The following is a 23441-nucleotide window of genomic DNA, read 5'->3' on the forward strand; positions in this document are numbered from 1 at the left end:
CATGCGAGAGTAGGACACTGCCAGGCACCCAATTGAAGAAGCCCGCTCATTTGAGCGGGCTTTTTTATTGCCTGAAATTCAGCCATTTCTGCACAGTTTCCCGTGCTATTCCCCTTTTGCTTGCTCCGCAACGGCAGTGCCATGTTGATTCTGCCTACTTCCATTTGAGCCCTTTTGAGACATCTCTCCAGCCCTCGGTCAGCATTTCTCCCCCTCCGCTGCTAGCCAATTTCCTGATGGTGCAACAATATAGGCATTCTTTTTGTTGATGATCACTATTGCCCCGGCTGGGGATGACAAGGGCTGCGGGATCCTTAGACTGTGAACTTCATCGACAAGGGAGCTGTGTATGTTGGGGATCCACGATCTGGCGTTGTTTATCCTGTCAGGCCTGCTGTTGAACATGATGCCGGGGCCCGATTCCCTGCTCATCATGCTGCGCAGCGGCTCCCAGGGCTGGCGGGCAGGCTCCATGGCGGCACTGGGGATAGGAACTGGCACCATGGTGCATGTGCTGGCTGCTGCGTTGGGGTTGTCCGCTCTGCTGAGCGCCTCGGCCGAGCTGTTTGCCGTCATCAAGTTGATGGGCGCGCTTTATCTGGTCTATCTCGGTTTATCCATGTTCAGGCAAGGGGGAGGAGGCCGGGTATCGGCTGAAGAGGCTGTGTCCCTGCCTGTGCTCTCCTATGGCCGGATCTTCCGGCAAGGGTTACTGACCAATGTGCTCAACCCCAAGGTGGCCCTGTTCTTCCTCGCCTTTGTGCCCCAGTTCATTGCGCCAGATGCACCGCAAAAAGCGCTGGCATTCATCGTGCTGGGCTGCATCTTCAATTTCAACGGCATGATCTGGTGTCATCTGCTGGCTTTCTCGACCGCCTATGCGAGTCGCAAGGTGAGGCTGCCTGCAAGACTGATTACCTGGCTCAACCGTGTGATGGGAGGCTTGTTCGTGGGGCTTGGCATCAAGCTGGCGGTGGAGTGAGAAGATAAACGTCGTCCATAGAAAAAGGCGTATCCCATCGCTGGGATACGCCTTCGTCTGCACTGCAGCAGGATGACTGAAATCAGTTCATGCCGTAGCGCTTGAGTTTCTTGCGCAGAGTACCGCGGTTGATCCCCATCATCACGGCAGCGCGAGTCTGGTTGCCACGGGTGTACTGCATGATCACGTCCAGCATGGGAGCTTCGACTTCGGAGAGAACCATATCGTACAGATCAATCACTTCCTGACCGTTCAACTGGGCCAGGTAGTTACGCAGGGCCTGTTGCACAGAGTCACGCAGGGGGCGCTGGGTCGGCTCGGCAGCGTGATTGTGAGTAGTTGTTACCAATGCATCAGAAGTCAGGGTTTGTTCGAACATATTCGGTCGGCTCTTTAGTTATGCGTTAACCTAATCCATCGAAATACGCTTCGAGTGCCTCGAGTTGTGCGTCTGCACAATCCAGGGCATTGAAGTGCTTACGGAATTCTCGGCCCGTCTCTTCTTCATCCAGATACCAGCCCACATGTTTACGGGCAATGCGCGCTCCCAGATATGCACCATAAAACTGGTGCAGGTTGGTTACATGCTCGTTCATCAGGGTGCGAACCTCTTCCCTCTCGGGAGGTGGCAGCTTGGTGCCTGTCTCAAGAAAATGACGGATTTCCCGGAAAATCCAGGGTCGTCCTTGCGCAGCACGGCCGATCATCACGGCATCAACACCGGTATAGTCGAGGACATACCGGGCCTTCTCCGGGCTGTCTATGTCGCCATTGGCGACAACAGGAATCGATACGGCCTGCTTAATCGCCCTGATAGTGTCGTACTCCGCTTCGCCCTTGTAGAGACAGGCACGGGTACGACCATGCACGGCGAGGGCCGCGATACCGCAATCTTCGGCGATTCGGGCGATCTCCTCGCCATTGCGGTTATCCGGATCCCATCCTGTGCGGATCTTCAAGGTGACAGGCACGTCCACTGCGTCCACCACGGCCCGGCAGATGGATCTGACCAGGTCGGGTTGGCGCAACAGGGCGGAACCTGCCAGCTTCTTATTCACTTTTTTTGCCGGACATCCCATGTTGATGTCGACGATCTGAGCGCCCTGCTCCACGTTGTAGCGGGCGGCAAACGCCATCATCTCGGGGTCGGATCCGGCAATCTGGACCGATCGCAAGCCCCCTTCAGCAGAGTGATCCATTCTCATCCGGGTTTTCTGGGTATCCCAGACATCCGGGTTGGCCAGCAGCATCTCGGAAACGGCCATGCCGGCACCCAGCCGCAAACAAAGTTCACGGAATGGTCGGTCTGTTACACCGGCCATGGGAGCCACGATCAGGGGAGTTTCAAGCGTGTGGGGACCTATCTGCATTCCACGGTTACCATCGGCTTAGGGCGGCGTATATTACGCATTTTTTAGTCAGGAGAAAAGGTTAGTATTTGAGCGTCAGCCATTTTTTTCTGAAAAAAACGTCGCGCCAAGGCTTGCAAAATCAGGAGTGCTTGAAAATCGGACAGATTGTCGAAGCGAAGCGGCGGGGCCAATTGGATGAGGGGGACCATGATTTGCCTGTCCCCATCCCGGACGGGTTTGCGTTATGATAGCGAGCTTGTATCGAGCAAAGACTCCAAACAAATTCATTACAAACAGATTGGGGACGTATGACGGCAAGGTTCATCAAATCTCTCTACCCGTGTCTGCTTGGCGCCATGCTGGGCTCGGCCCAGGCTCAGACGGTCAGTTTCAGCGAAGCCTGGAGCCGGGTCATTCAACAGGATGACGGGCTGGCGGCGGAACAGGCCGGGGTGGAGCGGGCGCAACAGCTGCGCGAAGCCGCCAAGGCCATGTATCTGCCCAAGGTAGACGTAGGGGCCAGCTATACCCACCTCGATCAGCCGGTGGAACTGGACATGATGGACCTCAACCCCATCGCCAGTCATCCTGAGTTCGGCAAGGTACTGGCGCCCATCATGCAGGCGCTCAAGCTGACGCCCAATGATTTCGTCACCCCCCTCACCAAGCAGAACGTGGTGACCAGCTCGGTCAAGATGCTCTGGCCGCTGTTCACCGGTGGTCGCATCGATGCGGCACAGGACATTCGCCAGGCCCAGGTGAGCGAGGCGCAGCAGTTGCTGGTGCTCAAGCAGCAGTCCACCTTCGAGAGCCTCTCCCAGACCTATTTCGGGGTGGTGCTGGCGGCCCAGGTGGTGCAGACCAAGCAGGAGATCGAGCAGGGGCTGGCTCACCACCTGGAGCATGCCAAGAAGCTGGAAGCCCAGGGCCAGATCGCCCGGGTTGAGCGTCTCTCCGCCCAATCAGCCTATGACCGGGCCCGTATCGATACCCAGAAGGCGCGTCGCAGCCTGGAGATTGCCCAGCTGGCCCTCGGCCACATGCTCAAGCTCAAGCAGGCGGAGCCCGATACCCAGCTCTTCATCAATCCGCAGATGCCTGAACTCGCAGCCTTCGTGCAGGAGACGCTGGCGGTGCACCCCGGCCTCAAGTTGCTGACGGCCAAGAAGGAGCAGGCGCAGGGGATGATCAAGCTGGAGAAGGGCAAGTACGCCCCCGAGCTGTTCCTGTATGGTAACTACAACCTCTATGAGGATGACTCGCTGGCCTCCAAGACCACCCCGGACTGGCTGGTCGGGGTGGGTGTCAGCATGCCGCTGGTGAGCCGTGACGGCCGCTCCGAGACGGTACAGGCGGCCAAGAGCGCCGAGCTGCAGGTCAATCTGCTGCAGGCCAAGACCCGCCAGGATCTGGAGTTGCTGGTCGAGAAGACCTGGCGCGAGGCGGCGCAGGGGCTGGAGGAGTTCCAGTCGCTCTCTTCCACCCAGGCGCTGGCCGAGGAGAACGTGCTGCTTAGGGACAAGGCATTCGGGCAGGGGCTCTCCACTTCCCTCGATGTGGTGGATGCCCGCAACCAGCTGGCCGGGGTCAAGACCCAGCGCGCCGCTGCCGCTTATCAATACGTCATTTCGCTGGCGCGTCTGCTGGCCCTCTCCGGGCAGATGAACAGCTTCAACCAGTATCAGCATGGGCAGGCGATCGAGGTGAACTCATGATCGCGGCCTGCCATGCTCCCATTTTCATGTCTGTTTCGACCGCCAAGGGTCGCCCGTTTGCCGAGGTGAATTCATGAGTCATCCCCCCATCAAGAAGAAGATGAACCAGGGCAAGCCGCTGCTGCTGCCATTGGCGCTGGTGTTGCTGGTCATCTGGCTGGGCTGGCGTTTCTGGCTGGCCTATCAACCCGAGCCGGTGCGTCTGCAGGGGCAGATCGAGGCGCAGCAGTACTCTGTTTCCTCCAAGGTGGCGGGCCGCATCGAGGAGGTGCTGGTGAAGAAGGGGGATCAACTGGCCAAGGACCAGCTGGTGTTCACCCTGGCGAGCCCCGAGATTGAAGCCAAACTGAGCCAGGCCAAGGCGGGCCAGGCCGCGGCCGGTGCCATGGCCGAAGAGGCCGAGAAGGGGGCGCGCGCGCAGCAGATTGCCGCCGCCAAGGATCAGTGGCAAAAGGCCAAGGCGGCCGCCTTGCTGCGCGGCAAGACCTACGAGCGCATCGCCAGCCTGCACCGGGATGGCGTGATGCCGCTGCAAAAACGCGATGAGGCCTGGACGGCCTGGCAGGCGGCCAGGTACAGCGAAGGCATGGCCTGGCAACAGTATCAGATGACCCTGGAAGGGGCGCGGGAAGAGACCAAGATCGCGGCCCGTGAGCAGGCCAAGATGGCGGCAGGTTCGGTGGCTGAAGTGGAGGCCTACCTGGCCGATACCCGCATCAATAGCCCGCATGCGGGTGAAGTCTCCCAGGTGCTGCTGCGCAGCGGCGAGCTGGCCCCGCAGGGCTTCCCCGTGGTGACCCTGCTCGACATGAACGATGCCTGGGCCCAGTTCCATATCCGCGAGGATCTGCTACCCCGCTTTGCGCTGGGCACCGAGTTTGATGCCCGCATCCCCGGTCTTGGCGAGCAGACGGTGCGCTTCAAGGTGACCCATGTGGCCGTGATGGGGGACTTTGCCACCTGGCGTGCCACCGACACCCGCCAGGGGTTTGACATGAAGAGCTTCCAGGTGGAGGCGCGCCCGCTGCAACCGGTCGAGGGGCTGCGGGTTGGCATGAGCGTGCTGGTTGAGCTCTGATGGGACGCGAATGGCGGTTGTTGTGGCAGGATCCGTTCGGCCGGGCGCTGGCCAGCTGGTTGCCCCTGCTGCTGATGGGGATCCTCTGCTGGGTCTTCTCTGCCGGGTTGGCGCGGGATCTCAAGATAGGTCTGGTGGATCTGGATCAGAGCGTGCTGTCGCGCCAGCTGGCCTATTCGCTGGATGCCTCCGCCGGGCTCAAGGTCGCGCGACAGTTCGACTCCATCGCTGAAGGGGCCAACGCCCTGCGGGGAGGCGACATCTACGCTCTGGTCGTGCTGCCTGACCATCTCGAGCGGGATGCCAGGCAGGGTACCCAGCCGCGGGTGACCGTGTTCAACAACGGTCAGTTCATCCTGATCGCCAAGCTGGTCAACTCGGCGCTGGCCCAGGTGGTGGGAACCCTCAACGGCCAGGTCGGCGTGCTGACGGCGATGGCTGACGGCAAGGCGCTGCCCGGCGCGCTCGGCCAGGCGGTGCCCATCAACAGTCAGGTGACGGCGCTCTACAACCTCAATGCCAGTTATGCCCAGTTTCTGCTGAGCGCCATTCTGCCTGCGGTGTGGCAGATCCTGGTGGTGCTCTACGGACTCAATGCGCTGGCCCGCACCGACCGGCTGGGACTGGACTGGACTACCAAAGGGGTCTGGTTCGGGCTCTGGCGCACCCTGCTTCCCCACGTGCTGATCGGCTGGGGCTGGGGGGTGCTCTGGACGTTGTTGCTGTTCAAGGGCTTTGCCTATCCCATGCACGGCAGCTGGCTGGTGCTGACGGTGGGGTTGGGGCTGGCCTCGGCCGCCTGCGTCAGCATGGGAGCCTTCTTCTACGCCGTCATCCGGGATCCGGCCCGGGCTCTGTCGCTGGCGGGGGCCTACACGGCGCCGGGGTTCGCCTTCATGGGGGTCACCTTTCCGGTCAGCGCCATGGGGGATTTCGCCCAGTTCTGGCGCAGCCTGCTGCCCATCTCTCACTATGTCGAGCTGCAGATCGGCCAGACCAACTACGGGCAACCGCTGGCGGCAGCGCTGCCGCAGTTCGGCGCCCTGCTGCTGTTTCTGCTGCCCCTGTTGCTGGTCGTGCGCCGCTACCGGGCACAGGCTAGCACGACCCAGTCACAAGAGGAGCTCAAGCCATGATGGGATTCCGGGATCTGCTGCGCCTCGAGCTGCGTACCCTGCTGGCGGACAGGGCCATCATGCTGACCCTGTTTGGCGGCGTCTTCTTCTACTCCTTCCTCTATCCGCAGCCCTATCTGCACCAGTTGCCGCGGGAAGAGGCGGTGGTGGTGGTCAACGAGGATGGCAGCCAGCTCTCCCGTCAGCTGGAGTTCATGGCCGATGCGACGCCGCAGGTAAAACTGGTGGCCAGGGCCAGCTCGCTGGATGAGGCTCGCCAGCGGATGATGGTCGGTGAGGCGAGCGGGATCCTGCATATCCCCAATCACTTCTATCGGGATCTGATGCTGGGCAAGAGCGTGACCCTGAGCTATGCCGGCGATGCTTCCTACTTCCTGGTTTACGGCACCATCGCCGAGGGGCTGGCCCAGGCGGGCGGCACCCTGGCCGCCCAGGTCAAGGTGGCCAGGCTGCTGAGTCACGGCGAGGCGCTGCCGCAGGCGGCCATGGGCTGGAATGCGGTGGCGCTCAACGTACTGCCGGTGTTCAATCCGACCATGGGCTATGTGAACTACGTGGTGCCGGCGGTGTTCGTGCTGATCCTGCATCAGGTGCTGCTGATGGGCACCGGCATCCTGGGGGCGACCCAGAACCAGCGCAGCCAGCGCGGCGAGTCAGGCTACTGGCAGGATGCGCCCGTCCTGCCACTGCTGCTGGCCCGAACTCTGGTGGTGGGGGGGCTGTTCGTGCTGCCGGTGAGCTACTTCTTCGGCTTCTGCTTCGATCACTACGATATCGCGCGCACCGCCGAGCCGGCCGCACTCTGGTTGTTCACCCTGCCGTTCCTGCTGGCCACGACCTGGTTTGGCGTCGCGCTGGGGGCCCTCTTTACCCGGCGCGATCTGCCGACCCAGGTGGTGCTTGTCTCCTCCTTGCCGCTGGTCTTCCTGGCCGGCTTCATCTGGCCGCTGGAACTCATTCCGGCGCCGCTCAACTGGCTGGCCCAGTGGGTGCCGAGCACCCCGGCCATCGAGGGTTTTTTGCGTCTAAACCAGATGGGGGCTGGGTTCGAACAGGTTGCCCGTTACTGGTGGCAGTTGTGGGGGCTGGCGCTGCTGTATGGCGCCCTGGCGTGCCTGCTGCTGGGCTGGCGTCAATCCCAGAGGCGAAAGGTTCGCCCGGCCGCGCCGGCGCGGGATGCCGTGAGCGAGCCCTCCGCCGGTTAGGTGTTCCCCGAAAGCAAAACGGTCAGCCCCAGGGCTGACCGTTTTGCTATGGTGATGGCTTATGCCCGGCTGAGGTTGGGGTCGCCGATGGCGTAGATCTGGCCTGCTGCCGCCTCGTCGGTCAGCAGACGCAGCCCGCAGGCGGCGACGTCGGCCCGGCGCACCAGACCGTGTATCTCCTTGCCCTGACTCAGCACGGCCGCACCGGTAGCTATGCCATCCTGCAGGCCGGCCGGGCGCAGTATGGTCCACGCCAGCGTGCTGGTCTGCAGCCAGCTCTCCGCCAGGCTCTTGAGCCGCACCTCGTGGCCGAAGGCGGCCCGCGCCCGCTCGGGCAGATATTGCCAGCTGTCGCCACAGCCGAGGGAGGTGACCTGCAGCAGACGCTTGAGTCCGGCCCGCTCCATCTCGTCGATCACCAGGCGGTTGCCAAGATAGTCGACGGGCTCAACCTGGCGAAAACTGCCCAGGGTGGAAATGGCCTGCGCCCCGTCACCGGCCAGCCGGCAAGCGGCTGCCACCGCCTGCGAGTCCAGGGCATCCCCGCTGATGACGTCGACGCCCAGCGAGTGCAGCTCGGCGGCCATGTCGGCATGGCGCACCAGGGCGACGACCCTGTGGCCAAGTTGCAGCGCTTGCTCGGTGAAGGCGCGGCCCAGCCCGCGGCTGGCTCCGAAGATGAGTGTGGTTGGCATGGTGCGGCTCCCTTGAGTGAAAGGGCTAGCCTAGAGGGCGGAAGAGATGTTGTAAATGAGAGTTGTTTTTATTTGTCTGGCAGGAGAGAAAACGGTGAGCCGGAGACACCCGGCTCACGCAGCATCAGCCGTTGTAGTGGCCGATATTGGGACGACGGCTGGGGCCGCTCAGGTGGATATCCACCGGGTTGAACGCCTTGATCGCCTCGAAGCTGAAGTCGCCGATGGCCTGATGCAGGCTCTGGGGGCTGTGGTTGGTGATGAGGATGACGCTTTTTGAGAGGTTGCGGCGACGGCGCAGCAGGTGGCCGAGGAAGCTGGACTGGCTCTCCGCCATCTTGGCACGATTGGCCGCCACCTCGTCGATGATCAGCAGGTCAACCTCTTCCAGGGCGCGCCGGTACTGGTTGCGCTCCTCCTGGTCCTGGATGACGTTGAAGAACAGCCGATCAACGATGGAGGCCCACTGCTGGAAGATCACCGACTTCTGGTGGCGTTCGATCAGCTCGTGTGCCACCGCGCCGGCCAGGGTCGACTTGCCGGTGCCGTAGTCGCCATAGATCAGCATGCAGCCACCGCCGCTCTTCTCCCAGTGTTCGAAACCGCTGATGAAATAACGGGCCGTCTCGATGGGGTATTGCAGCGCGGGGTCGCCGGCATCCATGCGCTCGAACACCCAGTCCGGGTTGAGGTCGGCCTGGGCGATCAGTTTCTGGATCCGCTCCTGGCGCGCCACCTTCTGCAGTTCGCGCACCTCGGCGTTGGCCTTGGCGTCGTACTCCTTGCGCAGGGTTTCATAGTCGTACTGGCTGCCACCGGTCTGGGCCTGCAGGCGACGAATGCGCTCGAGCAGACCGCTGACGTGGCGGCTTAATTCGGGGTCGTGCATCCGTTGCTCCTGCTTGGCCTTGGCGATCTTCCGGCGTTTGGCCTCGATCTCTTCCAGCTCCTGGCGCAGGGGATCGTGCGGATCAGTCATGGAGTGCTCCTTCTGCTCGGTCTGGGTGGGGACTGGGGTCTGATTTTGCCTGCTGGCAGGGACCTTCTTCAATCATTATCCGGCTCCTGGCGCTGCGCGGCCAGCCGCTTGGCCTCTTCGATCATCTCCTGAGCCCGCTTGCTCGGGCCTGCCTCCACCGGCTCCGGGGTGACTTGCTGATAGCCGGTTACGCTCATCGGCTGACGGCGGGCGTAACGGCGGGTCTTGAGGGCGCGAATGAACTTGAGCATCCACTGATGCTGGGAGTCGAACACCTCGGGCCGCCCCAGCCAGTAGGCGATGAACTCGCCGAGATCCTCTTCGCTGTAGCTGGCATCGATCACACCGCACAGGCGGGCGAGGGCGGACAACTCTTCATCCGGGCGCCACTGCAGGTGCATCTGGAAGGGGCGCTCCGGCAGGGGGCTGCGCACCCGCTGTGTCAGCAGCGGCAGCTGGAACGGACACTGATGATAGTGCTCACTCTCGGTCTGGCTCTCTACCTGCAGCAGGCCGGCTTCCATCAGCTCATCAAACAGTTCGGTCAGCTGGCGGGCATTGACCTGAAAGGAGAAGCCGCTGGGATCGCCCGGGTCGACCACCGCCAGCGCCCGCCCAAGCTCCGGGTAGTTGAGCCTGGCCAGCTGATTTTCCAGCACCAGCCGACGCAGCTGCAGGGTATAGAGGCTGCGGGCAGGATGGGACAATCTGGGGTGGGCGAGGGCGCTGTATTCGGCTGGGGTCATGGCATGCTTCATCGACGAAATTGAGGGGCATTATCCCCCATGGCGGGGCTGCATACAATTGATGGTGGCTAGGGGGAGATGCAGCAGGGCGGGGGCGCCGCCGCTCTCTGCCCGCGTGCGTCAAGGGAGTGATTGTCTGCCGTATGACTCCCTTGCTAGGCCGAAGCGATGCCAGCAGAACAAGGCAGATTTTCGAGCAACCTCATTACCTGCTTTATTTCAAACAGTTGACGGTCTAAATAGCTATCTGGCATAGCTTTAATGGAGATTATTCTATCATCCGATTGGTCAGTGCAGTCGGTTATGGTCTAGGCTTGAAGCTAAATAACTGGTTGACTAATAAGAGCTTTATCAAGATGTCAAAAGCCGGATTACGGATCCTGGTGGTGGAAGACGAGGTCGTTTTTCGCCACTCCTTGGTAAATTATCTCGAGCACGATGGCGCCTGCGTCTTCCAGGCTGAAGACGGTATCGAAGGTCTCTCCGCCGCCGCGCTTTACCACCCCGATGTTGTCTTGTGTGACCTGAACATGCCCAACATGGATGGCCATGAGGTGATCGCCTGTCTCTCTGCCCGCTATCCTCATACCCCTGTCATCGTCATCTCGGCCCAGAGCAAGATGGAGGCGGTCGAACGGGCGCTGCGTGCCGGCGCCCGCGACTTTCTGCTCAAGCCCATCTCGGACTTCGGTCAGGTGTGCCGCAGCATAGAGCAGTGTCTGGCGGCCAACCACGGTTATGGGCAGCAGCTGGAGTTGATGGATCACATGGATTTTTTCCGCGAGCACGACAAGGCGGCGACCCGGTTGCTGGCCTGGTTGAAGCCACCCGGTCTGCAGGAGTGGGGCCCCTGGCAGGTGACCTTCAAGGGGATGGGCAACCTGTTCATTCCCGATACCTTCAAGGTGGATGACAAGCTGCTGGTGCTGGTGATGGAGCTGCCGGTGCTAGGGGTGGATGCGGCGTTTTGCGGGGCCCTGGTGCGCTCCCTGATGAACGGGCCCTATCGCCAGTTTCAGCGCGGCGAGAGCCTGTTGCTGACTCAACCCCATCGGCTGCTCGATTATCTCAATCTGCAGCTGATCGAATCCGGCTTGCGCCACTCGTTTGCCATGGCCGCACTGCTGTTTGATCAGGAGGACGGGCTGGTCTTTGCCAATGCTGGGCTGACCTCGCCCCATTGGCTGGTACGCTCCGGGGGGCTGCCGCTCGGTCTACTGCGCACCAGCCACTACGCCTTGCACAGGCGCAGCTGGCATGAGCCGTTTGACCTGCAGTTTCGCAGCGACAGTGGCAGTGCCCTGCATGTGCAGGTTCGACATCATTGAGGCCTTGTCAGACGGCCACAAACAAAGAGGGCGCCCATGGGCGCCCTCTTTGTTGCTTACAATCTTGACCGCTTAGACGGCGGCAGATTGCAGCTTCTTGTCGTGTTCCTGCGGCTCTTTGGCCGGGCCTTCGGCACCGTGCATCCAGTAGACCAGGCGGTTGGCCATGGTCAGCAGGATCAGGGCGCTGATGACGGCTGCCAGCGCGATGCCACCGAAGATGGCCATGGCACCGGACTCGCCGACGAAGGAGCCGATGAAGCCGGCGGCATAGTTGGCGAGAGCCACGAAGCCGAACCAGGCACCCATCATCAGGGAGGCCAGACGTAGCGGAGCCAGCTTGGTCACCATGGAGAGGCCTATCGGGGAGAGGCAGAGCTCGCCCAGAGTGTGGAACAGGTAGGCGCCGACCAGCCAGAACATGGAGGTCTTGACGGCCTGATCACCACCTTGCTCCAGCACGGCACCGATCATGAACAGGAAGCCGATGGCCAGGAACAGAAGACCCATGGCGAACTTCACCGGGGAGTTCGGCTCTTTCTTGCCGAGCTTGATCCAGATGGCGGCCACGATGGGCGCCAGGGTGATGATGAAGAAGGGGTTCAGGGACTGGAACCAGGCGGTCGGTACTTCGAAGCTACCGATCATGCGGTCGGTATACTCCTGTGCGTACAGGTTCATCAGACCGCCAGCCTGCTCGAAGCCGGCCCAGAAGATGATGGTGAACAGACCCAGCACCAGGATGACCTTGATGCGATCCACTTCCTGCTTGGTCAGCGGGGCTTTCTGCTCTTTGGAGCGCTGCTCGGCGGCGCGCTGGGCGGCCGGCACGCGGCCGATATCACCGAGGAAACGCTGGGCCATGGTGGCCTGTACTACCAGAGAGAGCAGCATGCCGATACCGGCGCTGACGAAGGCGGCTTGCCAGCCGTAGGCGGTGGCGGCTGCGCCACAGATCACGCCGGCCAGCAGGGAGCCCAGGTTGATGCCCATGTAGAAGATGGTGAAGGCACCGTCGCGACGGTGGTCACCTTCCTGATACAGATCACCCACCATGGTGGAGATGTTCGGTTTGAACAGACCGTTACCCACGATCAGCAAGCCAAGACCTGAATAGAACACTGTGTTGACCATGTCCGGGAACATGGCGTGTGGCAGGGCCAGCGTGAACTGGCCGGCGGCCATCAACACGGCACCGAACAGGATGGCGCGACGCTGACCCAAGAAGGTATCAGCCAACCAGCCGCCGATGATCGGGGTGATGTAGACCAGACCGGTATAGATGCCGTACAGCTTGAGGGCATCGGCCTGAGTCCAGCCCATCCCGCCGTTGGCAGTCATGTCAGTCAGATAGAGCACGAGCACGGCACGCATGCCGTAGTAGGAGAATCTCTCCCACAGTTCGGTACTAAAGAGCAAAAAAAGCCCTTTAGGGTGACCTAAAAAGGTCCCTTTGGACGGATTATTCATTGGAACTTCCACCTGTGTCTTATATTTTTTTAGAAATTTTATGCAAGGGCTAGGAACAAGCCTTAATCCTTATAGAACAAGCGTGATTAAATTACAATATTATGATTTAGCGATATTTTATCTATCAATGGTTGAATATTTGTTTATAAAATGAAAAAGGGCATCGAATGATGCCCAGTATAATATTCTTTCGTTTGGTTGAATATTAAGCGATTACAGCTGCTTGGCAAACTGCTTCAGCCAATTGATAAATTCGCCGTTCAGCTCCGGATGACGCGCGGCATATTCCACGTTGGCTTTCATGTAACCCAGCTTGCTGCCGCAGTCGTGGCTGCGCCCTTTCATGAAGTAGGCGTTGACCTGCTCCTGCTCCATCAGCATGGCGATGGCGTCGGTCAGCTGGATCTCGTCACCGGCACCGGCGGGGGTGCGTTCCAGCAGCGGCCAGATGTTGGAAGAGAGCACGTAACGGCCGACCACCGCCAGATTGGAGGGGGCCTCATCGCGAGGCGGCTTCTCGACGATGGCCTGCATCGGCAGGGACATGCCCTCGCTCAGCGCCTCCCCCTTGATGTCGGCGATGCCGTATTTGTCCACTTCGCTCTCGGGGACGGCTTCCACCATGATCTGGCTGATGTGGTTCTCTTCGAACATGTGCACCATCTCGGCCAGATTGTCCTGCTTGAGATCGCTGGCCACCTCGTCGATCAGCACGTCCGGCAACAGTACCGCAAACGGGTTGTCGCCGATCAGCGGGCGGGCGCAGAGCACCGCGTGGCCCAGCCCTTTGGCTTCACCCTGACGCACGTGCATGATGGTGACGTCTTTCGGGCAGATGTGTTGCACCTCTTCCAGCAGCTGACGCTTGACCCGCTTCTCGAGGGTCGCTTCCAGCTCGAAACTCTTGTCGAAGTGGTTCTCAATGGAGTTCTTGCTTGAGTGGGTAACCAGGATGATCTCCTTGATGCCGGCGGCGATGGCTTCACGCACCACATACTGGATCAGCGGTTTGTCGACGACGGGCAGCATCTCCTTGGGGATGGCCTTGGTGGCGGGGAGCATGCGGGTACCCAGACCGGCGACGGGAAGAACGGCTTTGCGTACAACGAGGGGTGTCTTTTTCATGGAGAGAGTCCAGAGATACAAAGTGGGCCCATGATACCCGAAGAAAAATAGGGCAGCCACAGGCTGCCCTCAGGATGGAAGTGGCGGGAACCGGTTACTTGACGATGATCATGTCCCGATTTGCTTCCAGCGTGGCGGGCCCGATACCGCTGACATCGGCAAGTTGGTCAACAGTGGTGAACTTGCCCTGTTTCTCGCGATAATCGACGATGGCCTGTGCCTTCTTCTCGCCGATGCCCTTGAGTGCAGTCAACTCGTTGATACTGGCGGTATTCAGGTTCACCTTGCCACTCTCCTTGGCGGTGGCAACCGTGGTGGCCGGTTTGGCGGCGGGCTTGTCGGCGGCCAGCAGGGGCTGGCTGAGCAGCGGCAGGCAGCTCAGCAGCAGGGTGGCGGTCAGGGTCTTGTAGTTCATGGCGTCACGTCCTTGTGTTGTGGGTTTCGCTATTGAGGATTAGTCGAGCCGCGCCACTTTTTGTCTGTCATATCTGACACTGTATAAGTCAGAGCAAACGGCTATAAGCCTCCTCTATCCAAAATGGGTACACTGCTCCAACCATTTGACCAGGATGTCTTTTTCCATGTTTTTTCCCGCAATCTCCGAGCTGGAGCCCATCGCCCATGCCGCCGGCGAGGTCATCATGGCCATCTACAGTCAGCCCTTTGCGGTGGAGTACAAGGGGGACGAGAGTCCGCTGACTGCCGCCGACAAGGGGGCACACGAGCTGATTGTCGCGGCGCTGGCCCGGCTCACCCCCGACATTCCCGTGCTGTCGGAAGAGTCCTCCCCCGAGGTGATGGCGGCGCGACTCGGCTGGTCCCGCTATTGGCTGGTGGATCCGCTCGATGGCACCAAGGAGTTCGTCTCCCGCAACGGCGAGTTCACCGTCAATATCGCGCTGATCGAGCATGGCCAGCCACTGTGGGGTCTGGTCTATGCCCCCGTACTGGACAGGCTCTGGTATGGCGGCAAGGGGGTGGGGGCTTGGCGCATTGCCGATGGCAAGCGTGAGGCTATCCAGACCCGACCTCATCAGGAAGGCACACCCTGGCGCGTGGTGGGCAGCCGCAATCACCTGTCACAGGAGACCCTCGATTACCTAGCGCGCTTTGGTGACATGGCTCGGGGGGAAATTGAGCTGGTCTCCATGGGTAGTTCGCTCAAGTTCTGCATCATCGCCGAGGGGGGCGCCGAGCTCTATCCGCGCCTTGCCCCGACCTGCGAGTGGGATACGGGGGCGGCGCAGGCGGTACTGGAAGGAGCTGGCGGCAGCGTCACCCAGCTCGATGGCTCGCCGCTGCGCTACAACAAGCCCGACATCCTCAACCCCTGGTTCGTGGCCAAGGCATAGACGAGGTATCGGGATGCAAAAAGGCCGGACGGGAGTAAGCCTCCAGTCCGGCCTTTTTTATTTCTCTACTGCCCTTGGGTCAGAAGACCTTCTTGAACGGCTTGATGGTCACCTTGGCATAGACACCGGCCGCCACATAGGGGTCGGCATCGGCCCAGGCCTTGGCATCCGCCTGCGAAGCAAATTCGGCGATGACGGTGCTGCCGGTAAAGCCGGCATCGGCCGGATCCTCGGCATCGATGGCCGGGTTGGGGCCGGCGGTGAGCAGCCGTCCCTCATCCTGCAGGGCTTGCAGCCTGGCCAGATGGGCCGGGCGTGCCTGCTTGCGCAGCGGCAGGCTGTCCTGAACATCTTCGGAGTAGATGAGATACCACATGAGAGGATCCTTTTCTGATGGCGGTTATTTTTTCAGTTCGTCTTCTTGCTTGGTCAGCTGCTCGGCAGGCAGGTGGCGATAGAGATAGACACCACTCAGCAGGGTGAACACCAGGGTCATGCCGAGCAGGCCAAACACCTTGAAGTTGACCCACACCTCTTGCGGCAGGTTGAAGGCCACATAGAGGTTGAGCAGGCCGCAGAGGGTAAAGAAGCCGACCCAGCCGAGATTGACCCGATCCCAGACGGGATCCGGCGCCTGCAGCTCCTTGCCCAGCATCTGCTTGATGAGGTTCTTGCCAAAGCCGTAGCGGCTGATGAGCAGGCCCAGCGCGAACAGTACGTTGATGACGGTCACTTTCCATTTGATGAAGGTGTCGTCGTGGAAGATGACGGTCAGGCCGCCAAAGAAGCCGACCAGCAGGAAGGTGAACAGCTGCATCTTCTCGACTTTGCGATAGCGAACCCAGCTGTAGGCGAGCTGCAGGCCGGTCACCACCACCAGGGCGCCGGTGGCCATGTAGATGTCGTAGAACTTGTAGACCGCAAAGAAAACGATAAGGGGAATAAATTCAATAAATTGCTTCATGTCTGGCTCGTCGCCCTCAAGAGTGGAACGCAAAATTTCATCCAGTGTACCTGCCCGATAGGCAACGGCAAATGAATAAGACCGCTCATTCGCCAGCCAGTTCCTCAGCCAAATAGCTGCCCTGCGATCTCGGCGCCCAACCGTTTCTGATCTGCTAGCAGCTCGCGAATATGTCGCTCTTCGATGAGCGGATTGAGCAGCACGGCCCGCAACAGGGTGAGCGGTTGGGCACCGTAGCGACCCACGGCCCGCTGGGTGCGGGAGACAAAACTGTGCCCCTCGGCGCGTTGGGCCTTTTGCAGCGCGACGTTGAAGGCATTGACCTGTTCGTTGGCGGCTTCGTCCAGCACCTTGCCCTGCAGATGAGGGGGGAGGCAGCGATAGGAGAGCAGGTTCATCACCGGGGCCGACATCAGTTCGAAGGCCGGATCCTGGTCGATGAGGCTGGCCATCAGGCGGGCCCGGTCGTAGTTGGCCTCGATGAGCTCGGCATAGCCCTGCTGGCCGAACAGCTGGAAGGCGGCATCCAGATAGAGGGCGTTGGCCGGGCGGGTTCCCTCCAGGGTGAAGCGCCCCTGATCAAAGGAGCTGGCGCGGATGGCGTAGGGGGCCTCCCGCTTGACCGCCATCATCAGATCCGGCTGGCGGCAGAGCAGCATACCGGTGCCGAGCGGCACCAGCAGTTGCTTGTGGCCATCCAGGGTGACGGTGTCGGCGTGCTCGATCCCCGCCAGCAGCCCTTGATAGCGGGGCGAGAAGAGAGTCGGGCCACCCCAGGCGGCATCCACGTGGAAGTGGATCTGCTCGCGAGCGGCGATGGCTGCCAGCTCAGGCAGCGGGTCGATGGAGCCGAAGTCGGTGCTGCCGGCCACGCCGACCAGAGCCAGCACCTTGAGCTTCTGCTCCTTGCACTGGGCCAGCGCCTGCTCCAGCGCGGCCAGACTGAGCCGGTTATGCTGGTCGGTCTCGAGGCGCCAGACGCTGCGCGCCCCCAGCCCCAGCAGATCCATCCCCTTGTCGAAGGAGTAGTGCATCAGCCGCGAGCCCAGGATGACGGCACCGCGATAGCCCTGCTCATAGAGGGCGAACAGGTTGTCGCCACAGGCACGGTTGCGGGCCAGCCAGATGGCGGTGACGTTGGCGATGGTGCCGCCGCTGGTCATGACGCCGAGCGCCGCATCCTTGGCATGCATATGGGTGCCGTAGAAGGACTCGTCGGCGCGATAGACGAGGCGGTGCAGCTTGGCCAGCACCTCTCGCTCCAGAAAGCTGAGCAGGCGGGAGGATTCCATCTTCATCGGGTTCTGGTTGAGCATCACCACCAGACGGGAGAGCTCGGCGGTGAAGGCCGGCAATGGTGCCGTCATATGGCCCATGTAGCGTGGCGAGGTCAGGTGGGAGGCGCCGGGCACCAGGGTGGCCAGCCTGGTCAGGTAGTCCGCCATAGCGAGCCCCGCTTCCGGCATGCCCGATTGTTCAAGCTGGTGGGTGAACTGGTCGCGCTGATAGGGAGCCTGACTGTCATCCGAGTGGTGGAAGGTCTCCAGCAGATCCGTCATGGCCTGGCCAAAGGCCGGATCCGGTTGTGCAAACAGCTCAGTCAACTTCATCAGGTTCTCCAGACCGGGTTGCCGGGGAGTCGGGGGTGAACAAGGGGCGGCAACAGCTAAGTGGGCATCGGCCGCAGAGCATACACCAAAGGTCAACGGCTGACAGCCATGCGCGAGGTGGGGAAACATCGCAAATAGGGGCTGATCATCTTTAAGCTAACGCTTGTACTCTGAAATGACGGCAGCTAGAGTGAGCGCAGTTTGGGCAGGAGTATGCAATGAGCAGTGTGACGGATTATTCGCCCCGCGAGGAGTTGGCCAACCGCCTCAGCCACGGGCTGGGGTTGGTGCTGGGGATCCTGGGGTTGGTGTTGTTGTTGAACAAGGGCTGGGCGCAGGGCACCCAGGCACTGATCAGTTACAGCCTGTATGGTGGCAGCCTGGTACTGCTCTATCTGGCCTCGACCCTCTATCACAGCATGGCGGAGGGGCCGGCCAGACGCTGGTGCAAGGTGTTTGATCACTGTGCCATCTATCTGCTGATCGCCGGTACCTATACCCCTTTTCTGCTGGTGGCGCTCGACACGCCGCTGGCACAGGGGCTGATGGTGGTGATCTGGGGGCTGGCGCTGGCAGGGGTGGTGTTCAAGCTGCTGTTCATCAACCGCTTCAAGAAGCTGTCGCTGTTTACCTACCTGATGCTGGGCTGGCTGTCGTTGCTGGTGGTCTATCAGCTTTATATCCATCTGGAGGGGGAAGGCTTGCTGCTGCTCGGGCTGGGTGGTCTCATCTACAGCCTGGGGGTGATCTTCTATGTGGCCAAGCGCATCCCCTACAACCACGCCATCTGGCATCTGTTCGTGCTGGGGGGCAGTGTTTGTCACTTTATGGCCATTTATGGCTACGTCGCATAACTAGCCCTTAATTGGTATTTTTTACCGCTCGAAAGGATAAATTCGTGCGGTATCACACAGTTGACCGCGGCGTTTGCTGACAAGCTAGGGACAGTTCAATTCGCAAAGGATGCACGAAATGAGTGATATCGCGCTTTCCATCAGCATGTTGTCGCTGGTGGCAGTGCTGGGGCTCTGGCTGGGGAACTGGCGAGTCTATGGCGTCGGTCTCGGGATCGGAGGGGTGCTGTTCGGCGGCATCATAGTGGGCCACTTCGCCGGCCTCTCTGGGCTGGCGCTGGATGAGCAGACCCTGCACTTCATTCAGGAGTTCGGCCTGATCCTGTTTGTCTACACCATCGGCATTCAGGTAGGTCCCGGCTTCTTCTCCTCCCTGCGCAGCTCCGGCCTCAAGCTCAACGGGTTTGCCGCCCTGCTGGTACTACTCGGCTGCGCCGTGGCGGCAGCCCTGCATCAGCTGTTTGATGTGCCGCTGCCGGTGATCCTGGGGGTCTTCTCCGGCGCCGTGACCAACACCCCTTCCCTCGGTGCCGGCCAGCAGATCCTGGCCGAGCTGGGGGCCGCCCCCGGCTCCACCGGCCTGATGGGGATGGGCTATGCGGTCGCCTATCCGTTCGGCATCTGTGGCATCTTGTTGACCATGTGGCTGATCCGCATGTTCTTTCGCATCAAGATCGACGAAGAAGCCGCCCAGTTTGAACAACAGGCCGGCAAGACCAAGGAGAGTCTGCAGACCATCAACATCGCGGTGCGCAACCCCAACATCCACGGTCTGATGCTGAGCGAGATCCCGAGTCTCGACGAGGCCGATGTCATCTGCTCGCGCCTCAAGCGCGGCGAGGAGCTGATGGTGCCCAAGCCTGAATCGCGCATCGAGCTGGGCGACCTGCTGCACCTGGTGGGTGAGCGACACGCCCTGCGCAAGGTGCTGCTGGTGCTGGGGGAGGAGGTGGAGACCTCGCTCTCCACCCGCGGCACCGACTTGCGGGTGGAACGGGTGGTGGTGACCAACGAGCAGGTGCTCGGCAAGAAGATCCGCGATCTCGACATCAAGCAGAAGTACGACGTGGTGATCTCGCGCCTCAACCGGGCCGGCATCGAACTGGTGCCGACCAGCCAGACCAGCCTGCAGTTCGGCGATATCCTCAATCTGGTAGGACGACTCGACGCCATCGAAGCGGTCACCAATGTGGTGGGCAACGTGCAGCAGAAACTGCAGCAGGTGCAGATGCTGCCGGTGTTCATCGGCATCGGTCTCGGCGTGCTGCTCGGCTCCATCCCCTTCTACCTGCCGGGCTTCCCGGCCGCGCTCAAGCTGGGTCTGGCGGGCGGGCCGCTGGTGGTGGCGCTGATCCTGTCGCGCATCGGCAGCATCGGCAAGCTCTACTGGTTCATGCCCCCCAGTGCCAACCTAGCGCTGCGGGAGATCGGCATAGTGCTGTTTCTGGCGGTGGTGGGCTTCAAGTCCGGCGCCGGCTTCATCGATACCCTGATCAACGGTGACGGCCCGGCCTGGATGATGTACGGGGTGGCGATCACCCTGATCCCGCTGCTGGTGGTCGGGGTGCTGGCCCGTCTGTACGGCAAGATGAACTACCTCACCCTGTGCGGTCTGCTGGCCGGCTCCATGACGGATCCTCCCGCCCTGGCGTTTGCCAACGGCATGCATCCCACCAGTGGTGCCAGCGCGCTCTCGTACGCGACCGTCTATCCGCTGGTGATGTTTCTGCGGATCATCTCGCCCCAGTTGCTAGCCATCCTGCTGTGGGCTGGCAGCTGAATATGACCCCGAATGGGAGCACTGGAGGTGCTCCCTTCATATTTTTGCAACACATTGATCATCTTGATTTTATTTTTTATTCCCACCGCTATTGACCCTTCTGTTTAACCGACCGTTCCGGCCTCGAATCAGTCTATCCATTCGAATTTTCTAACTGGTTTCTGGTGCCGTTCACGGGCACATTAGACGGTGGAATATTGCATGCCAATAGAGATTCAGGAGAGAACATGAGCAACCACGAAATTGCATTGGATCAGGACGTTGTCGTTACCCAGTTGAAAGGCAAGGTTTACCTGGTCGCCGCAGATGGCAGCCAGCAACCGCTCGCCGAAGGCGATATCCTGCCCAAGAATGCCGTGTTGATCACTCCTGAGGGCGCCAGCTTCAAAGGTGGCAACCAGACTTTCACCCTGAGCCCGACCAACGAGCAGCAGGCTGAGGATGAAACGTCTCAAGAGCCGCTGCTTGCCCAGAACGTGCCGAGCGACAATCCCAATGACATTGCTGCCCTGCAGCAAGCCATTCTGGGTGGCGCCGACCCGACCAAGGCATTTGAAGCCTCTGCTGCCGGTGGGGCTCCTGCCGCCGGTGGTGGTATTGGCGGCGTGGCCGGCGCCAGCGGCAATGGTGGTTTCGTCACCATCGACCGTACCGGCGATGCCACCATAGCGGCGGCGGGTTTTGATACTACCTATCAAACCGATGCCGGCGTGACCGCGGATGCACTGCCGGGTGAAGAGAACCGCCTGATCGATCTGGTGCCGCCGGTGATCACCGTCTCTGCGCCTGACAATACCAACGACACTACCCCGACCATCACGGGTACCACGGATGCCGCCGCCGGCAGTACCGTGACCCTGCTGGTGACCGATGCCAATGGCAACCAGCAAACCCTGATCACCACCGTCAATCCGGATGGTACCTTCAGCGTGGATGTCACCACGCCGCTGCCGGATGGTTCCTACACCGTCACGGGCAGCGTCACCGATCCGGCCGGCAACACCGGCACCGCGACTGACGATGGCAGTGTGGACAGTACCGCTCCCTCGGCACCGCAAGTGGACATCCAGGACGGGGCGGACAATGTCATCTCCGCCAATGAGCGCGAGAACGGGGTGGATGTCATCATCCGGCTGCCGGGCGATGCCAAGGCCGGCGATCGCCTCGATGTGGACTGGAATGGTGATGGCGTACCCGACTCCAGCAGAATTCTGACGACCGACGATATCGGCCGCACCCAGGTCACCCTGACCATCCCCACCACGGATCTGCCGGTCAACGGCCCCATCACTGTGGATGCCACCCTGACCGACCCGGTGGGCAACACCTCGCCCAAGGGAACCGACAACAGCGTGGTGAATGCCGCACCCCAGCCGGGCGACGACCAGTTCACCGTGGCAGAGGATGGCACCGTTACCATCAATGTGCTTGGCAACGACACGGATGCGGATGGTGATCCTCTCACCATCACCGCCATCAACGGCCAGGCCATTGCAGAAGGCGGCACGGTTGCGATCAGCAACGGCTCCGTCACCCTGAACAATGGCCAGCTGATCTTTACACCGGCTCCGGATTTCAACGGCAACATCGCATTTGAATACACAGTTACCGATGGCCTGAACAGCGCCACAGGCGGCGTGACCGGGACTGTTACGCCGGTCAACGATGCCGCGGTGATCTCCGGTACTGACACCGGTGGCGTGACCGAAGATGAAAGCAACCCGACCCTGACCGAGACCGGTACCCTGACCGTGACCGACGTGGACGGCGCGGATGAAGCCAAGTTTGTGGCCGGCAACGGCACCCCGAGCGCCGGGGCACTGGGCAGCCTCTCCATCACCGAGACCGGAGCCTGGAGCTACAACGTCGACAACAGCAAGGTGCAGTACCTGGGCGAAGGCGAGACCAAGGTCGAGACCTTTGTGGTCGAGTCCGTGGATGGCACCACCCATACCGTCACCATCACCATCACCGGTGTGAACGACAGCGCCGTCATTGGTGGTGTCGACAGCGGCAACGTGGTGGAAGACGAGACCAACCCGACCCTGACCGAGACCGGTACCCTGACCGTGACCGACGTGGATGGCGCGGATGAAGCCAAATTTGTGGCCGGCAACGGCACCCCGAGTGCCGGTGCGCTGGGCAGCCTGACCATCACCGAGACCGGAGCTTGGAGCTACAACGTCGACAACAGCAAGGTGCAGTACCTGGGCGAAGGCGAGACCAAGGTCGAGACCTTCACCGTGGCCTCGGTCGATGGCACCACCCATACCGTCACCATCACCATCACCGGCGTGAACGACAGCGCTGTCATTGGTGGCACTGACTCCGGCAACGTGGTGGAAGATGAAAGCAACCCGACCCTGACCGAGACCGGCACCCTGACCGTGACCGACGTGGATGGCGCCGATGAAGCCAAGTTTGTGGCTGGCAACGGCACCCCGAGCGCCGGTGCGCTGGGCAGCCTGACCATCACCGAAGGCGGCGCCTGGACCTACAACGTCGACAACAGCAAGGTGCAGTACCTGGGCGAAGGCGAGACCAAGGTTGAGACCTTCACCGTGGCTTCGGTCGATGGCACTACCCATACCGTGACCATCACCATCACTGGTGTGAACGACTCTGCCGTGATCGGTGGCAGCGACAGCGGTGCAGTCACCGAAGATGAAAGCAACCCGACCCTGACCGAGAGCGGCACCCTGACCGTGACCGACGTGGACGGGGCGGATGAGGCCAAGTTTGTGGCGGGCAACGGCGTGGCCAGCACTGGCGCGCTGGGTAGCCTGACCATCGATGCCGATGGCAACTGGACCTACGACGTGGCCAACGGCGACGTGCAGTACCTGGGCGAAGGCGAGACCAAGGTTGAGACCTTCACCGTGGCCTCGGTCGATGGCACCACCCATACCGTCACCATCACCATCACCGGCGTGAACGACTCTGCCGTGATCGGTGGCACCGACAGCGGTGCAGTCACCGAAGATGAAACCAACCCGACCCTGACCGAGACCGGCACCCTGAGCGTGACCGACGTGGACGGGGCGGATGAGGCCAAGTTTGTGGCCGGCAA

The 23441-nt window shown here is 61.2% G+C and carries 21 protein-coding genes; 10 read left to right on the plus strand and 11 right to left on the minus strand.

From position 1 onward, the window contains the following. Positions 1-349 precede the first annotated feature (349 nt). Positions 350-982 carry a LysE family translocator gene (locus AB5Y95_RS17730; RefSeq protein ID WP_017783353.1) on the plus strand — a complete coding sequence of 211 codons (633 nt, stop codon included), beginning with the start codon at positions 350-352 and terminating at the stop codon, positions 980-982. A gap of 82 nt (positions 983-1064) precedes the next feature. Here the strand turns inward: AB5Y95_RS17730 and fis are convergent, their stop codons facing one another. Further along, entirely contained in the window at positions 1065-1361 is a 297-nt protein-coding gene (fis, locus tag AB5Y95_RS17735) for a DNA-binding transcriptional regulator Fis (protein WP_005309538.1), read from the minus strand. A 25-nt stretch (positions 1362-1386) separates the two neighbouring features. Further along, positions 1387-2352, minus strand: a complete 966-nt coding sequence (gene dusB, locus AB5Y95_RS17740) for a tRNA dihydrouridine synthase DusB (RefSeq protein WP_195879801.1) — start codon at positions 2350-2352, stop codon at positions 1387-1389. 338 nt (positions 2353-2690) lie between these two features. Here dusB and AB5Y95_RS17745 point away from each other — a divergent pair, with 338 nt between their 5' ends. The 4 genes from AB5Y95_RS17745 to AB5Y95_RS17760 all read left to right on the plus strand — a co-directional run bounded on the left by AB5Y95_RS17745 (position 2691) and on the right by AB5Y95_RS17760 (position 7468). After that, entirely contained in the window at positions 2691-4049 is a 1359-nt protein-coding gene (locus AB5Y95_RS17745; protein WP_017763945.1) for a TolC family protein, read from the plus strand. Positions 4050-4122: 73 nt separating this feature from the next. After that, positions 4123-5127, plus strand: a complete 1005-nt coding sequence (locus tag AB5Y95_RS17750; RefSeq protein ID WP_195879802.1) for an HlyD family secretion protein — start codon at positions 4123-4125, stop codon at positions 5125-5127. Beyond that, a complete protein-coding gene (locus AB5Y95_RS17755; RefSeq protein WP_195879803.1) occupies positions 5127-6263 on the plus strand; it encodes an ABC transporter permease in 1137 nt (378 codons plus the stop codon). Before AB5Y95_RS17750 ends, AB5Y95_RS17755 begins: the two co-directional genes overlap by 1 nt. After that, a complete protein-coding gene (locus AB5Y95_RS17760; RefSeq protein ID WP_368161737.1) occupies positions 6260-7468 on the plus strand; it encodes an ABC transporter permease in 1209 nt (402 codons plus the stop codon). The genes AB5Y95_RS17755 and AB5Y95_RS17760 overlap by 4 nt, the downstream gene beginning before the upstream one ends. A gap of 59 nt (positions 7469-7527) precedes the next feature. Here AB5Y95_RS17760 and AB5Y95_RS17765 read toward each other — a convergent pair whose 3' ends face one another. The 3 genes from AB5Y95_RS17765 to AB5Y95_RS17775 form a co-directional block, all read right to left on the minus strand. Beyond that, positions 7528-8163, minus strand: coding sequence for an SDR family oxidoreductase (locus tag AB5Y95_RS17765; protein ID WP_368161738.1), 636 nt, complete (start codon positions 8161-8163; stop codon positions 7528-7530). 124 nt (positions 8164-8287) lie between these two features. Continuing rightward, positions 8288-9142 (minus strand): DnaA/Hda family protein, encoded by an 855-nt coding sequence (locus AB5Y95_RS17770; RefSeq protein WP_005309562.1) that lies wholly within the window; start codon positions 9140-9142, stop codon positions 8288-8290. A 68-nt stretch (positions 9143-9210) separates the two neighbouring features. Beyond that, positions 9211-9888, minus strand: coding sequence for a DnaT-like ssDNA-binding domain-containing protein (locus AB5Y95_RS17775; RefSeq protein ID WP_010636284.1), 678 nt, complete (start codon positions 9886-9888; stop codon positions 9211-9213). Between the two features lie 356 nt (positions 9889-10244). Here AB5Y95_RS17775 and AB5Y95_RS17780 point away from each other — a divergent pair, with 356 nt between their 5' ends. After that, positions 10245-11216 (plus strand): response regulator, encoded by a 972-nt coding sequence (locus tag AB5Y95_RS17780; RefSeq protein WP_368161739.1) that lies wholly within the window; start codon positions 10245-10247, stop codon positions 11214-11216. 72 nt (positions 11217-11288) lie between these two features. Here AB5Y95_RS17780 and AB5Y95_RS17785 read toward each other — a convergent pair whose 3' ends face one another. From AB5Y95_RS17785 to AB5Y95_RS17795, 3 genes are all read right to left on the minus strand, one after another. Further along, entirely contained in the window at positions 11289-12686 is a 1398-nt protein-coding gene (locus AB5Y95_RS17785) for a peptide MFS transporter (RefSeq protein WP_026459194.1), read from the minus strand. Between the two features lie 213 nt (positions 12687-12899). Further along, on the minus strand, positions 12900-13811 hold the full coding sequence (gene galU, locus AB5Y95_RS17790; RefSeq protein ID WP_139726426.1) for a UTP--glucose-1-phosphate uridylyltransferase GalU: 912 nt from the start codon (positions 13809-13811) through the stop codon (positions 12900-12902). Between the two features lie 94 nt (positions 13812-13905). Continuing rightward, the gene (locus tag AB5Y95_RS17795; RefSeq protein WP_005309580.1) at positions 13906-14226 is read right to left on the minus strand and encodes a ComEA family DNA-binding protein; all 321 of its coding nucleotides are present in this window, start codon (positions 14224-14226) and stop codon (positions 13906-13908) included. 166 nt (positions 14227-14392) lie between these two features. Here AB5Y95_RS17795 and cysQ point away from each other — a divergent pair, with 166 nt between their 5' ends. Further along, on the plus strand, positions 14393-15163 hold the full coding sequence (gene cysQ / locus AB5Y95_RS17800; protein WP_368161742.1) for a 3'(2'),5'-bisphosphate nucleotidase CysQ: 771 nt from the start codon (positions 14393-14395) through the stop codon (positions 15161-15163). A 79-nt stretch (positions 15164-15242) separates the two neighbouring features. On the opposite strand, the gene AB5Y95_RS17805 is transcribed toward cysQ, so the two are convergent. From AB5Y95_RS17805 to AB5Y95_RS17815, 3 genes are all read right to left on the minus strand, one after another. Beyond that, on the minus strand, positions 15243-15539 hold the full coding sequence (locus AB5Y95_RS17805) for a YciI family protein (protein ID WP_219325190.1): 297 nt from the start codon (positions 15537-15539) through the stop codon (positions 15243-15245). A gap of 24 nt (positions 15540-15563) precedes the next feature. Further along, a complete protein-coding gene (locus AB5Y95_RS17810) occupies positions 15564-16127 on the minus strand; it encodes a septation protein A (protein WP_065017542.1) in 564 nt (187 codons plus the stop codon). A 104-nt stretch (positions 16128-16231) separates the two neighbouring features. Beyond that, positions 16232-17737 carry a pyridoxal-dependent decarboxylase gene (locus AB5Y95_RS17815; protein WP_368161744.1) on the minus strand — a complete coding sequence of 502 codons (1506 nt, stop codon included), beginning with the start codon at positions 17735-17737 and terminating at the stop codon, positions 16232-16234. Positions 17738-17955: 218 nt separating this feature from the next. Between AB5Y95_RS17815 and AB5Y95_RS17820 the strand changes: the two genes are divergently transcribed. The 3 genes from AB5Y95_RS17820 to AB5Y95_RS17830 all read left to right on the plus strand — a co-directional run. Continuing rightward, entirely contained in the window at positions 17956-18591 is a 636-nt protein-coding gene (locus tag AB5Y95_RS17820; RefSeq protein ID WP_010636289.1) for a hemolysin III family protein, read from the plus strand. Positions 18592-18709: 118 nt separating this feature from the next. Further along, a complete protein-coding gene (locus AB5Y95_RS17825; RefSeq protein WP_123247329.1) occupies positions 18710-20371 on the plus strand; it encodes a putative transporter in 1662 nt (553 codons plus the stop codon). 227 nt (positions 20372-20598) lie between these two features. Then, positions 20599-23441 (plus strand): retention module-containing protein (locus AB5Y95_RS17830; RefSeq protein WP_368161746.1); only part of this gene is annotated, 2843 nt, incomplete at its 3' end.

Source organism: Aeromonas sp. R5-3 (assembly GCF_040908225.1).
GTDB classification, from domain to species: domain Bacteria; phylum Pseudomonadota; class Gammaproteobacteria; order Enterobacterales; family Aeromonadaceae; genus Aeromonas; species Aeromonas dhakensis.